This is a genomic window from Alicyclobacillus acidocaldarius subsp. acidocaldarius Tc-4-1 (assembly GCF_000219875.1).
Lineage (GTDB): Bacteria > Bacillota > Bacilli > Alicyclobacillales > Alicyclobacillaceae > Alicyclobacillus > Alicyclobacillus acidocaldarius_A.
In genome coordinates, this window is record NC_017167.1 from 2,075,677 (window position 1) to 2,087,680 (window position 12,004).

Genomic DNA, 12,004 nt, shown 5'->3' on the forward strand with positions numbered 1-12,004 from the left:
CACGCTGCCTTCGGGAGGGAGGTGGGCGTTTCCACATGAGTTTCAGCGCCGTGTCAGCCAGCGAGCAAAGCCCGCCTGGCAGGCGGCCAGCTTTTCCAGCATCGGCCGATCCAGAAGCGAACGAGCCGGTTTGGGGTTCATCTCAATCATCCGGACGCTTCCGTCCTCCTCGACGGCCATGTCGAAGCCGACGAGACCGAGCGTCGGATACCGGCGGGACAGCGCTTCGGCAATCGTTTGGGCCGCGCGGACGAGTGACTCCACGGGTACTTCCTTGCCTTCCCGCTTGGCCGCGGATACAAGCCGTTCAAGCGTCCACCGCTCTCCGCCCGCGATGATGTTGGTCACCACGCCGTCTGGCGCGGCGAGCTTCGGCACGACGCCAATGAGCTGCCATTCGCCCCGGTGGTCCCTGTGCAGCACCACCCGAAAGTCGACCTTGCGCCCGCCTACGCGCAGGAGGCGAAGCCCCCGCTGCACCAGATACCTGCCTCGGAGCGAGCGCACAAAAGTGGCGAGGTGCGACCGGTCCATCACGCGCTCCCAGTGCCGCACGCGTCCGCCTCGCCGGTCCGCGCGGGCGCGGACGCCGCCGTTCGCGAGCAGTTCAAGGCGATGCACGTTGACGCCGCCATAGCCGCCGCTCGGCTTGACGTACACGGTTTGCCAGCGCTCCAGCGCTCGCCACAGTGCCTCGGCTGTGGTCAACGCCTCCGTCTCGGGTACAAAGTGGTCCAACCGAGCCCGGCGTAAGAAGCGTATCATCTGCCACTTCCCAGGTAACATTGGGTTAAAGAGCGGCACGCCGCGGCGATGCGCCTCCGCCCTGAGCGGCGCGCTGTAACCCTTGACCGCCAGATGCACATAGACGTTTTCGTACACGACGTCGGGAAATCGCAGCGAGACGGGTTCCCACGCCCCGTCTGGCCGGTCGCGATCGACAGGAGCGAAGGCCGAGAGGCGCGACCAGTCCGCCTGCCGGCCGGGATCGAACACGCACACCCGCAGGCCGTGACGCCTGGCGGCACGCGCGATGCGCCGGTAATGGACGCCAGGACTCCACCTACGACGACCGCCGTGCGGAACGGCCGTCGTGGCGATGCCAAGCCATAATCCTTCATGATGATCCGTCACGCGAATCCCCTCGCATTCGATTCATGGTATGCGAGAGGTGCGGGTTCGCGCGAAAACGCGATCGCCCACCCGCGATCGCGTTTTCCCGTCATTTGCGGTATTCTACGGTCACCTTGGTGTGAATTCCGCCGCGAATCGTGAAGTCGCCCACGACCTTGGCGTAGTGCGGCTCTGCGGCGGCCACGAAGTCGTTCAGAATGCGGTTCACGCAGTCCTCGTGGTAGCTCGCCTCGTTGCGATAGCTCCACAGGTACAGTTTCAACGACTTGAGCTCCACCAGCTTCTGATCCGGCTCGTATTGAATGTAAATGGTCGCGAAGTCCGGCTGGCCCGTCATCGGGCACAGTGTCGTGAATTCCTGCGTCTCCATCTCCACCGTGTACCGGCGATCCGGATGGGGATTCGGCACGGTCACGAGCGTCTTCGACGGCTGGTTCAACATGGAGAATCTCACCCCTTTGGCATTCTAACGTTCGAGTTGCGCGCGGACAAGCGAGGAGGATCGACCGATGCGCAATCCACCCGACATTCCGACAGCCTTCGTGCAACAGATGGAGCATTGGCTGGGCGCCGAGGCCCGAGATCTCGTCGCCGCCCTCTCCGGGAAGCCCTGGCGCGGGCTTCGCTACGCGGCGGTCGCGCGGCCTGATGGAGGTCTGCCGAACAGCCTCGCGCCGTTCTTGGCAGACGTCGTCCCGTGGGCGCAAGACGGTTTCTACCTCGCCCCCGGCCCGTCGCTCGGCTACACGGTGCTGCACCAGGCGGGCGCCTTTTACCTTCAGGATCCGTCGGCGATGGCCGTCGCCGTGGCGCTCGATCCCCAGCCAGGCGAGCGAATCCTCGACCTGTGCGCCGCGCCAGGCGGCAAGACGACACACGCCGCACTTTTGGCGGCGCGGCGTGGCGGCGCTCAGCTCGTCGCCAACGACATCCATCGCGATCGCGTCCTCGCCCTCGCCGAAAACGTCGAGCGCGTGGGCGCCCCGTGCGCCATCACGAACGAACCGCCCGAAGCGCTCGCCGCGGCGTGGCCGCAGGCGTTTGACGCCATCGTGGTGGACGCCCCATGCTCTGGCGAAGGCATGTTTCGCAAGGATCCGGCCGTGCGCGCGGAATGGCGCCCCGATGCGCCAGAACGGTTCCAGGCGCTGCAAAAAGAGATTCTCCGCCACGCGCTCACGATGCTCAAGCCGGGCGGGCGGCTGGTGTATTCGACGTGCACGCTGAATCCGCTGGAAAACGAACAAGTGGTGCTGTGGCTGCTCGAGCACTATCCTGTGGAGTTGGAGCCGCTGCCGGACTGGCCCGAGTGGCGCCCTGCCCGGAGCGACTGGGCGGCCGACCGCGAGGAGGTTCGCCTCGCCAAGCGCCTCTGGCCTCACGTCGGGCGAGGCGAGGGGCACTTCGTGGCGCGCTTCCGCCTGTGCGAGCCGGTGGTTGACAAGCCCCGAAGGCGCTCCAGAACCACGGCGGCCTCAACCGACAAAACGTGGGACGCGTGGCTGGCGTCGCTGCTGACGGAGGTGCCTCCCGCGTGGCGGCGAACCTGCACCCACAAGACGGTCGTGTTCGCCGACCTGCTCGGCGATCTCGCCGTGCCCTCCCTCCGCGTCCTGCGGCCAGGGCCACCGCTCGCGGAGCGCAAGGGACAGGTGTTCGTCCCGCACCACGCGGCGTCGCGCCTCATTCCGCTCGGCGGGTTTCGGGAGACGGTCGAGATCGACGAGGAGACGGCCATCCGGTACCTTGCCGGCGAGCCGCTGGCGGCACCGGACGGGCGCCATCCCGAGGCCCCCTTCTGCGCCGTGGTCCACGAAGGATTCCCTCTGGGGTTTGCCAAGCGAGCGCCGGGGCGGCTCAATAACCTCTATCCAAGAGGCCTGCGCTCCACGCGCATTGAATCGCTCGCCGCGCTCGCCGGAGCCGTCGCGTCTTCCTCGTAGACGTAAAACCCCTCTCCGCTCTTCCGCCCGAGCTTGCCCGCCCGCACCATCTGGCGCAACAGGCGCGGCGGAAGGTAGCGGCTGTCCCCGGTCTCCCGGGCGAGCTTCTCGCTGATGGCGAGGACGTGATCCAGCCCCATGCGATCCGCCAGTTGCAGGGGGCCTACGGGGTGCTGCAGCGCGAGCCGCATGGCTTCATCGATGTCGCTCGCGTTGGCGACGCCCTCTTGCAGCGCGCGGATGCCCTCGTGGATAAACGGAATGAGGAGGCGCTGCACCAGAAACGGCGGTACGTCGATGGTCTGAATGGGCGTGAGCCCCGCGCGCTTGCAGAATCGCAGCGCGAGATGATGCGCCTCCTCGCATGTGACATATCCGCGCACCACCTCGACCACGCGCGACGACGTAGGCGGCTGTGGAAAATGAAGACCCAGGAACCACTCCGGCCGGGAGGTGGCGCCGGAGAGCTCCGTGATGGAGAATGTCGAGGTGGTGGTGGCTAATACGGCCCGACCCGGGGCGAACCCATCAATCTCGCGCCACACGGCCAGCTTGGCCTCGAAGTCCTCCGGAATCGCTTCGACGACGAGATCGGCCGCGCAGGCGGACTCGAGCCGAGTCACGGTGCGGATGCGCCGAAGGACTTCCTCCATCTCGCCGGGCGTCAGGCCGTAGTGGCGCGAACGCGCCGCCAACCGCTGCCCCATGTGAAGCAGCGAGCGCTCGAGCACGTCTTCATTGATGTCGTACAGATGCACCCGCATGCCGCCCAGCGCGGCTGCCATCGCAACGCCACGGCCGATGAAGCCCGCCCCGATGACTCCGACGGATTGAACGTCCACCGACCTTCCTCCTTCCGCCCAAGGCCCAGGCGGTTCCCTTTGGCCGAATTGATGGTATAGGAAGCTCGAATCCTTCGAAACCTGTGAAATGCTGACGCAGAATCCGTTCACCAGATGAGAGGAGGCCCCCGGGATGCGCGAAACCACGGCGTATCTCATCGCTGCGGCCTGTTTCGCCGCGTACCTGACCTGGCGTCTTTCAGACGGCCTCAGGCGCTCGTTGAAACAGCGCAATGGCGGCGACGAGGAATCCAAGTCCTAGGGTTCGGGCCTGCGCGGGAAGGAGTCCTTCGCCACGATTTCGCGGGCGCCGGTGACCTCGAGTACGGTTCCATTCACTTCCTGGCTATCTTCGCGCAAGAACCACTCCACCGCGCGGGCTACGTCTTCTCCCACCGGCGGCCGCAATCCTTCTTCCGTCCGCACATCTTTCACGTCTTCAATCATCCGCATCTTGTCCTCGCCGCGGATGTCCCCCGGGCACACCATGTTGGCCGTGATGCCGTACATGCGCTCCTCCCGCGCGATGGAACGCGTGAGGGCCGCAAGTCCGGATTTCGCCGCTGCGTACGCGGCCCGATAACGCCATCCTCGGGCTTCGCCTGCGCCGTCATACCCGATAGTGACGAAGCGGCCAAACCGCCGAGCGCGCATGTCGTGCACGGTGGCTCGGTACAACCAGAAGAAATTCGTCAGATTGCCGTCCATCATCTGGCGCCACATGTCATCGTCGTAGTCCGCGAGCGGCCTGCGCTCAAACACAAAAGGCCCAAAGTTGTGGACGACCGCGTCGATCCCGCCCAACGCACCCTTGGCAGCCGACACCGCGGCCTGAATCGAGTCGGAGCTGAACAGATCGCAGTGGAGGGGCAGGGCGCGGCGGCCCGCGTTCTCCACGCGTCTCGCGAGCGCCACCGCTTCCTGCTGGCTGTTCCCGTATGTAAACGCCACGTCCCAGCCGGATTTCGCCAGCGTGAGCACCATGCTGTGGCCGAGCCCCTTCGCGCCGGACGTGATGAACACCACTTTCGCCACAGCTTGTCCCCCTTTCGAGCGTGCGGTGGGAGGGGGCCCTCACCACCACCAGGGTCCCCACCACCAAGGTGCGAGTGCTAAAGCCACAGCCCATGGAATGAAGATGAGCGGCCAGAGCCACCACGCCGTCTCGGCGTCGAGCGATTGCGGCGCTTGATCGAGTGTGCGAATGTCGGGCTCGCCGTCGAAGCCCATCACGCGCGCGCCTGGACGGTACACGCGCAGGTACATGCCGCGATCGTCCACGTGGTGCAGGATGCCGCGGTGTATGCCGTTGTGCGTGTGCACAACAACGGGCCGGCCGATATAATTTCGCGCGACCTCGCGCAGATCCGCCACGATCCATCCCTCCTTTGCCGCGTTTGTTGTACGGTACGCAGCAAAGGAGCGAAAGGGATGGACGGAACGGAAGGGTTGCCGCGCAGAAGGGCACAGGCCTCGACCCAATTTCCACTCATTGTACGGGTTTTACAGGTGCGAAGCCAGCCCCAAACGCGACGAGCGCGGGTCGGGCCGCCGCCCAGCCTACGACACCGCACCGCTTTGCACGCGGTGGTAGATCCGCATGCACAGGAACGCGCCTGCGAGAAACAGCGCCGGAACGAGGCCAAGCAAGAGGCGAAATCCTTCCACCGCGCTCGGCGGTTGCACGTTCGCGCCCGCGCGATACCCTGAGACGGCGAAAAAGATGGCCATGACGGCGTACTGCAGGGACAGGCCGAGGCGCACGATGCACCCGTTCACGCCCAAATACATCCCTTCGCGTCGGCGGCCTGTCCGGCTCGCGTCGAGATCGATCACTTCGGCCATGAGCATGTTCAAGAGGACCATGAACCCCGCCACGGGGACGCCGAGGCAAAGGCCGGTTGCGAGCACGGAAGCAGGCGACCGATCGACGAGCAGGAGCGCCTCGATGCACGCGTACAGCGCAATGGCGACCATGGCCGAGCGCGCCGCGCCGTAACGGATGGCTGCCCGAGCCCACACAAAGGCGACCGGCATCGCGACGACGAAGATGCCGCCGAGAAAAAGCGAGTTCTGCAAGGGGCTCAGGGACACCACGTACGATGTGTAGAACGAGGACGCCGTGGTGAAGAGCGTGGTCGTGAACTGGACGAGGAAGCTCGCGACGACATACCAGATGAACGCTCGATTTCGAAACGTCTCCCAGAGCGCCTCGCGCCAGCGAAAGGGTTCGACGGGATCGCCCGTTTCAAAGCTGCCCCAGAGCGACACGTACATGGAGGCGATGGCCACCGCGGCGAAGATCCACGCCATGCGAGACCAGCCAAGGGACTGACCGAGTGATTTGGACAGGGCGACGCCGGCGATGAGCCCAACGATGCCAAAGACCTGCTGGAGCGCCGACACATACGCGCGGTCCCGAGGATCAGTATACATCTCCGGGTACAACGCGTTCGCGTTGAGGGCGGCGAACGTAAAGGCGAGGTCGAACAAAAACGTCATGGCGAGAAAGTACACGACGAGACCTGTCTGCGTGAGGTGGGGCGGAGAGAACAAGAGCGCGAAGCACACGGCGTACGGGATGGATGCAATGGCGACATACGGAATGCGCCGTCCGAAGCGCGTCCTGGTGCGATCGCTCACGTGGCCCGCCACGAGATTGAAAATGGCGTTCAGCACGCCATAGACGATGAGGCCACTCGACAGCCGCACCGCAGACACGCCGTGATACGCCACGTAGTCATACACGGCCACCGCGTTGAACGCCTGCCACAGCATGTTGACGGCAATCTGATTGGCGGCGTACGCGGTCTTCTTCGCAACCGTCGGGCGCGGCCGGGCGGAAGGATGGAGGCCGACCTGGGCCATGATTTCGCCCCCGTTTCAGCTCGTCATGGCATCGGGAAAGAAGTGGAGCTGGCGAGGCGACAGGAGCTTGAACGTCTCCGCGAATCGCCCGTCTCCCGAGCCTTCAAAGAATCGCTGTGCCGCGACTCGCGCCTGAAACTCCAGGTAAGCCCTCAACGCGGGCCATTCAGGCGTGGCAAACTGACTCTCGTGCGCCTCAATCGCCCGGATCTTCCTATCCCAGAAATCCGTCACATCCACGGCGGCATTCGGATACGCGCTCGCGTAGAACGCAAACATCGGCGGAACGTACGCGGGTGAGGTTTGCGACACCGTGAGACTCGCGAGTCGGATGGCGCACTCCGCCACGGCGCGCCCGGTCTTGACGTGATCGGGATGCGCCTCGTACGGCGTCCAAGGGTCCACGGTGACCACGACCTCCGGCCGGATGTCGAGGAGCACCGGCACGAGCTTGTTGACGACGTCCCTCTCGGTGTACGAACCGAGATCTTCGAAACCGAATTCGATATGCTCCTGGATGCCGAGCGCCGTGCAGGCCGCCACGAGTTCCTCCTGCCTGCGGCGGGCGAGCTGGGCTGGATGAACCTCGCCTACGGCGCCGTAGCGCCCATCGGTGACGGTCACGGCGACCACTCGACAGCCTTTTGCGGCGAGCTTCGCCATCGTGCCGCCGGCGCCCACCTCGTTGTCATCGGGATGGGGCTGGACAAACAGCGCCGACTGCACGTCGTCAAGCGCTTTCAAACCAAGCAACGCGCGTACATCCATAAGGCGTCCTCCCTGCCGACGCGGTGGTATCGTACCAAGGATTCGACGCCCATTGGCAAAGTCCTGTGTACTCGTGAAATCGTGCGCGACAGAAAGCGGTTTGGCCTCCGCAGAAAAAGTCAGTACAATGGGAGCGGAGGTGTCCGCGCCATGAAATACCGCAGACTCGGAAAGAGCGGACTCAAGGTGTCTGAGATTGCGCTCGGCAGCTGGTTGACATATGGGACCGTGACCGAGCGGGAGCAGGCCATTGCCTGCGTGCGCAGGGCGTACGAGCTTGGGATCAACCACTTTGATTGCGCAAACGTGTACGGTGCAAAGCCCCACGCCGCGGAGGAGGTCATGCGCGAGGCACTCGCCCCCTTCCCGCGCGAAAGCTACGTGATCACGACGAAAGCGTTTTGGCCGGTGGGACAGGGGCCGAATGACCGCGGGCTGAGCCGGAAACACATCGTCGAACAGGTCCACCAGAGCCTCAAGGCGCTCGGCGTCGACTACATCGACATCTTTTACTTCCACCGCTACGACGCGGAGACGGATCTCGAGGAGAGCCTGCGCGCGGTGGACGACCTCATCACGCAGGGGAAGATCCTGTACGCGGGCTTCAGCGAATGGCCTGCGGACAAGATTGCGGAAGGTGTGCGCCTGCAGCGGGAACTTGGGCTGCATAAGTTCGTGGCAAGCCAGCCCATCTACAACATGTTCGAACGGTATATCGAAGCCGCCGTCGTGCCCATCTGCGAGACGGCCGGCATTGGCCAGGTGGTGTTCTCTCCGCTCGCGCAAGGCGTGCTGACGGGCAAGTACCGCAAGGGCCAACCCGCTCCGGTGGGATCGCGCCTCGCGACGCCGGGCGTCAACCAGTTCATGAAAGTGACCGACGAGATCCTCGACAAGGTCGAGCGGCTCGAAGTCGTGGCAAAGGAGGCGGGCCTCTCCCTGGCGCAACTGGCCCTCGCCTGGACGCTGCGCCTGCCCAACGTAGCAAGCGCGCTCGTCGGGGCGAGCCGACCCGAACAAGTTGAGGAGAACGCCAAGGCTTCGGGCGTGGCGCTGAGCGAAGACGTCCTGACGCGCATCGAGCAGGTGCTGAAAAGCTGAGGGCGAGTCCGATGGAACTTGTCACATTCGATGAAGCGTGGACGCGCCTCGAGCGGCATCTGCCGGTGCGCCCCACCGTCTCCGTCAGCTCATGGGTTCACGCCGAGCCGCGCTTTCTGGCTCAGGATGTGGCGGCGGCAGTTGATCTGCCGCCGTTTTCTCGCTCGATGATGGACGGATACGCCATCCACGCCGAAGACCTTGGTGCCGACGACACCTGGCTCCGAGTGGTGGCCGACGTGCGTGCGGGCGATGCGGCCGCGGGTGTCGCCGTGGCACCAGGACAAGCTGTGCGCGTGCGCACGGGGGCGCCCGTCCCACCCGGGACGGCCGCTGTGGTTCGGGAGGAATGGGTCGACGTCGAAGGCGACGCCATTCGGTTGCTTAGGTCCGTGCCTGCGGGCGAGTCCGTGCAGCCTCAGGGCGACGACGCACGGCGCGGCGACGTGATCGCCCGAGCCGGCCAGGTATGGGATGGGCAGACACAGGCCGTCCTCCGCGCAGCGGGCGTTCACGAATGCAGATGCTTCCGTCCGCTCACCGCGGCGATTCTGTCGACGGGATCCGAGTTGGTGATGGGGCCTCACCTCGAGGGGGCCCGCTGCCCGGACAGGTGTTTGCTGCGACGGACGCCTTCCTTCAATCGGCGCTGGACCAGCTCGGCGTGTCGGTCATCGCGACGGAGCATGTGGCGGACCATCGCGACGTTATCACGTGCGCGGCGCAGCGCCTCGCCCAAGCGGCGGATCTGCTGATTCTGACGGGCGGCGCTTCCGTGGGAGACGCGGATTACGCCCGGGACGCCCTCCATTCCATCGAGGGAGATGGCCCGCTTCTCTTTGAACGCATCTGGATGCGGCCGGGCGCGCCCTTCCTTGCGCGCCCCACGCCGAACGGATTCGCGTTTGGCTTATCGGGAAATCCGGCGGCCGCCTACGTGCAGTTCCACGCCCTCGTGGTGCCGTTCGTGTTGCGATGGCTAGGTGCAGAAGAGGCGCGCCCGTTTCCCCTCACGGCGCTTGTCGAAGGCGAGGTGCGCGCGAAGCCGGTCAAGCATACGCGCGTGCTCCGCGGTCACCTGCGCCTCCGCGGCGCCACGCTCGTGTTTCGCGCGGAGGACAGGCAGTCTTCAGGAAGCCTGACGGGCCTCGTGTCCACGAACGCCATTGCTCGGATGGACGGCGACCGCCTTTCCGAAGGCGAGACGGTTTCCGTCGCCTGGACGCGAGGATGGCTGCCGTCGCTCGGCTTGACCGGATTTCCAGATACAGGCGTGGCGCGCGCGTTGCAGGATGGCTAAAATATGGAGGACAGGCCGATTTGTGCGAAACATCGCAGAGGTGAAGCATATGAAGGTCAGAAAGGCGGTCATCCCGGCCGCGGGATTTGGCACGCGGATGCTTCCGGCCACCAAGGCCGTGCCCAAAGAAATGCTGCCCATCCTCAACAAGCCTTGCATTCAATACATCGTGGAAGAAGCGGTGTACTCGGGCATTGAGGAGATTCTCATCATCACCGGCCGCGCGAAAAAGGCCATCGAGGACCATTTCGACCGGTCGCCGGAGTTGGAATTGCACCTGGAGCAAAGCCGCAAGTCCAACATGCTCACCGAAGTGCAGGCCATTTCCGATCTCGTCAACATCCACTACGTGCGCCAGAAGACGCCGCTCGGCCTCGGGCACGCGATTCTGTGCGCGCGATCCTTTGTGGGTGGAGAGCCGTTCGCCGTGCTGCTCGGTGACGATATCATCCAGTCGGATGAGCCCGTGGTGCGCCAGCTCATGAAGCAATACACGGATCCAGAGCGCGCCCTGCTCGGGGTGCAGCCCGTCCCGGCGGCCGACGTGTCGAAGTACGGGATCATTGAGCCCGCTCGCCTTGTCGTCGGATCGGAACCATTCCCCGTGAAACGGCTCATTGAGAAACCGAACGAAGCCGAGGCGCCTTCGAATTTCGCCGTGCTTGGACGATACATACTGCCTCCATCCATCTTTGATGCGCTGGAGCAGACGCCCATTGGGCACGGTGGCGAACTGCAGCTGACCGATGCCCTTCAAAAACTCGCCGCGATGGGGCTCGTCGACGCATACCAATTCGAGGGCGTGCGGCACGACATCGGCAACCTCGAGGGGTGGCTCAAGGCGAATCTGGCATTCGGGCTGGAGGATCCGAAGCTGGCCGCGTCCATGCGCAAGTGGCTGATGGACGATCGCGTCCAGAGCCGCCTGGCGAACTACTGAGTTCTGCATACCTGGCGCCGGGATCACGAGAGACCGGCGCGTGGGTTCTAGAATATCTGGAATAAATGATTATGGATGCTTTTTCTCTGGTTTGATTTACATAAAGGAGTCTTCGCGTCCGCCTCGAAATCGAAATTTGTCTAAAACCTTCGATTTCGAGAGGATGGAGAGACCGAATGAGACGACCGCGCGCCTGGATGTTCACCACCCTGACGCTCAGCTTCGCCGCACTTGGCTACGCCACAGTTTTCGCGGCCACCGAAAACCAGCCCGCCACGTACACGGTTCGCCAAGGTGATACGCTGTATCGTATCGCTGAAGCCCACCACCTATCGCTCACGGCTTTGGAACTCGCCAATCCCCAGTTGTCCAATCCGAACGAGATTGCCGCAGGGCAGAAAGTTGCGCTGCCCACAACCTACACGGTCCAGCCGGGCGACACCGTCTATCTCATCGCCAAGGCGCACCACCTCACGCCATCGGCCATCCTCAAAGCGAACCCGGGGATTCAGCCGTTGGATCTCCTCGTCGGCCAGACGCTGTATCTGCCCATTTCCGCGGCCAGCAGCACCGCACCTCCTCCGGCGAGCGGCACCGTGACTGCAGGCGGAACCTCAGCCAGTGCAGGTCACCCCGCCTCCACACAGACCCAAGGTAACCGAGCACAGCTTCGCCAGGAGATTCTGACATACGCGAAGTCGTTCCTCGGCACGCCGTATTGCTGGGGCGGTGACTCACCGAAGACAGGCTTTGACTGCTCCGGGTTTGTCGAATATGTCTTCGGACACTTCGGAATCCAACTGCCGAGAGAATCGCACGATCAGGCCGCAGTCGGGACGGCCGTCAGCCCATCCAACCTCCTGCCTGGCGATCTCCTCTTCTTCACCGACACGGACAGTTACGCCTCGCTGTATCCCAACCACGTGACACACGTGGGCATTTACATGGGCAACGGTGCGATGATTGAGTCCTCTTCTGCCCACAACGGCGAAGGCGTCGTCATTGTGCAAAACGTGTTTCAAAATCCGTACTATGCCGCCCACTACTACGGGGCGCGAGACGTCATTGGTCCCTGAAACCAACCGGGGGGCCGGGGCACTTGGCCTCA

At 64.2% G+C, this 12,004-nt stretch carries 14 protein-coding genes; 7 read left to right on the top strand and 7 right to left on the bottom strand.

Annotated elements, in window-relative coordinates; all coding sequences use genetic code 11:
• Positions 1 to 42: 42 nt before the first annotated feature.
• Entirely contained in the window at positions 43 to 1,134 is a 1,092-nt protein-coding gene (locus tag TC41_RS10025) for a YheC/YheD family endospore coat-associated protein (RefSeq protein WP_014464934.1), read from the bottom strand.
• An 88-nt stretch (positions 1,135 to 1,222) separates the two neighbouring features.
• A complete protein-coding gene (queF, locus tag TC41_RS10030; protein ID WP_008341475.1) occupies positions 1,223 to 1,576 on the bottom strand; it encodes a preQ(1) synthase in 354 nt (117 codons plus the stop codon).
• A 67-nt stretch (positions 1,577 to 1,643) separates the two neighbouring features.
• Between queF and TC41_RS10035 the strand changes: the two genes are divergently transcribed.
• Positions 1,644 to 3,077: a methyltransferase RsmF C-terminal domain-like protein gene (locus TC41_RS10035; protein WP_014464935.1), complete on the top strand. Its 1,434-nt coding sequence runs from the start codon at positions 1,644 to 1,646 to the stop codon at positions 3,075 to 3,077.
• On the opposite strand, the gene TC41_RS10040 is transcribed toward TC41_RS10035, so the two are convergent.
• Positions 3,002 to 3,919, bottom strand: a complete 918-nt coding sequence (locus TC41_RS10040) for a 3-hydroxyacyl-CoA dehydrogenase family protein (RefSeq protein WP_041695312.1) — start codon at positions 3,917 to 3,919, stop codon at positions 3,002 to 3,004. The genes TC41_RS10035 and TC41_RS10040 overlap by 76 nt on opposite strands.
• Before the next feature lie 133 nt (positions 3,920 to 4,052).
• On the opposite strand from TC41_RS10040, the gene TC41_RS17070 reads away from it, so the two are divergent.
• Positions 4,053 to 4,181 carry a hypothetical protein gene (locus TC41_RS17070; protein ID WP_014464936.1) on the top strand — a complete coding sequence of 43 codons (129 nt, stop codon included), beginning with the start codon at positions 4,053 to 4,055 and terminating at the stop codon, positions 4,179 to 4,181.
• Here TC41_RS17070 and TC41_RS10045 read toward each other — a convergent pair.
• From TC41_RS10045 to TC41_RS10060, 4 genes are all read right to left on the bottom strand, one after another.
• The gene (locus TC41_RS10045; RefSeq protein ID WP_014464937.1) at positions 4,178 to 4,954 is read right to left on the bottom strand and encodes an SDR family oxidoreductase; all 777 of its coding nucleotides are present in this window, start codon (positions 4,952 to 4,954) and stop codon (positions 4,178 to 4,180) included. The two genes, TC41_RS17070 and TC41_RS10045, sit on opposite strands and share 4 nt — an antisense overlap.
• Positions 4,955 to 4,993: 39 nt before the next feature.
• Positions 4,994 to 5,293 carry a hypothetical protein gene (locus TC41_RS10050; RefSeq protein ID WP_014464938.1) on the bottom strand — a complete coding sequence of 100 codons (300 nt, stop codon included), beginning with the start codon at positions 5,291 to 5,293 and terminating at the stop codon, positions 4,994 to 4,996.
• Between the two features lie 186 nt (positions 5,294 to 5,479).
• Positions 5,480 to 6,787: an MFS transporter gene (locus TC41_RS10055; RefSeq protein WP_014464939.1), complete on the bottom strand. Its 1,308-nt coding sequence runs from the start codon at positions 6,785 to 6,787 to the stop codon at positions 5,480 to 5,482.
• Between the two features lie 15 nt (positions 6,788 to 6,802).
• Positions 6,803 to 7,555, bottom strand: a complete 753-nt coding sequence (locus tag TC41_RS10060) for a PIG-L deacetylase family protein (RefSeq protein WP_014464940.1) — start codon at positions 7,553 to 7,555, stop codon at positions 6,803 to 6,805.
• A gap of 150 nt (positions 7,556 to 7,705) precedes the next feature.
• Between TC41_RS10060 and TC41_RS10065 the strand changes: the two genes are divergently transcribed.
• The 5 genes from TC41_RS10065 to TC41_RS10080 all read left to right on the top strand — a co-directional run bounded on the left by TC41_RS10065 (position 7,706) and on the right by TC41_RS10080 (position 11,972).
• Positions 7,706 to 8,656 carry an aldo/keto reductase family protein gene (locus TC41_RS10065; RefSeq protein WP_014464941.1) on the top strand — a complete coding sequence of 317 codons (951 nt, stop codon included), beginning with the start codon at positions 7,706 to 7,708 and terminating at the stop codon, positions 8,654 to 8,656.
• A gap of 11 nt (positions 8,657 to 8,667) precedes the next feature.
• Positions 8,668 to 9,411 carry a hypothetical protein gene (locus TC41_RS16890; protein WP_237699900.1) on the top strand — a complete coding sequence of 248 codons (744 nt, stop codon included), beginning with the start codon at positions 8,668 to 8,670 and terminating at the stop codon, positions 9,409 to 9,411.
• Positions 9,321 to 9,956 (top strand): molybdopterin-binding protein, encoded by a 636-nt coding sequence (locus TC41_RS16895; protein WP_237699901.1) that lies wholly within the window; start codon positions 9,321 to 9,323, stop codon positions 9,954 to 9,956. Before TC41_RS16890 ends, TC41_RS16895 begins: the two co-directional genes overlap by 91 nt.
• A 49-nt stretch (positions 9,957 to 10,005) precedes the next feature.
• Positions 10,006 to 10,896: a UTP--glucose-1-phosphate uridylyltransferase GalU gene (gene galU / locus TC41_RS10075; RefSeq protein WP_041695836.1), complete on the top strand. Its 891-nt coding sequence runs from the start codon at positions 10,006 to 10,008 to the stop codon at positions 10,894 to 10,896.
• Between the two features lie 176 nt (positions 10,897 to 11,072).
• Entirely contained in the window at positions 11,073 to 11,972 is a 900-nt protein-coding gene (locus TC41_RS10080; protein ID WP_041695313.1) for a C40 family peptidase, read from the top strand.
• Positions 11,973 to 12,004: the final 32 nt, after the last annotated feature.

What these genes read in the sequence shown, in the direction of transcription:
- queF (WP_008341475.1), bottom strand. Translation starts at nt 1,576, where the DNA reads ATGTTGAACCAGCCGTCGAAGACGCTCGTGACCGTGCCGAATCCCCAT.
- TC41_RS10035 (WP_014464935.1), top strand. Translation starts at nt 1,644, where the DNA reads ATGCGCAATCCACCCGACATTCCGACAGCCTTCGTGCAACAGATGGAG.
- TC41_RS17070 (WP_014464936.1), top strand. Translation starts at nt 4,053, where the DNA reads ATGCGCGAAACCACGGCGTATCTCATCGCTGCGGCCTGTTTCGCCGCG.
- TC41_RS10055 (WP_014464939.1), bottom strand. Translation starts at nt 6,787, where the DNA reads ATGGCCCAGGTCGGCCTCCATCCTTCCGCCCGGCCGCGCCCGACGGTT.
- TC41_RS10060 (WP_014464940.1), bottom strand. Translation starts at nt 7,555, where the DNA reads ATGGATGTACGCGCGTTGCTTGGTTTGAAAGCGCTTGACGACGTGCAG.
- TC41_RS10065 (WP_014464941.1), top strand. Translation starts at nt 7,706, where the DNA reads ATGAAATACCGCAGACTCGGAAAGAGCGGACTCAAGGTGTCTGAGATT.
- TC41_RS16890 (WP_237699900.1), top strand. Translation starts at nt 8,668, where the DNA reads ATGGAACTTGTCACATTCGATGAAGCGTGGACGCGCCTCGAGCGGCAT.
- galU (WP_041695836.1), top strand. Translation starts at nt 10,006, where the DNA reads ATGAAGGTCAGAAAGGCGGTCATCCCGGCCGCGGGATTTGGCACGCGG.
- TC41_RS10080 (WP_041695313.1), top strand. Translation starts at nt 11,073, where the DNA reads ATGAGACGACCGCGCGCCTGGATGTTCACCACCCTGACGCTCAGCTTC.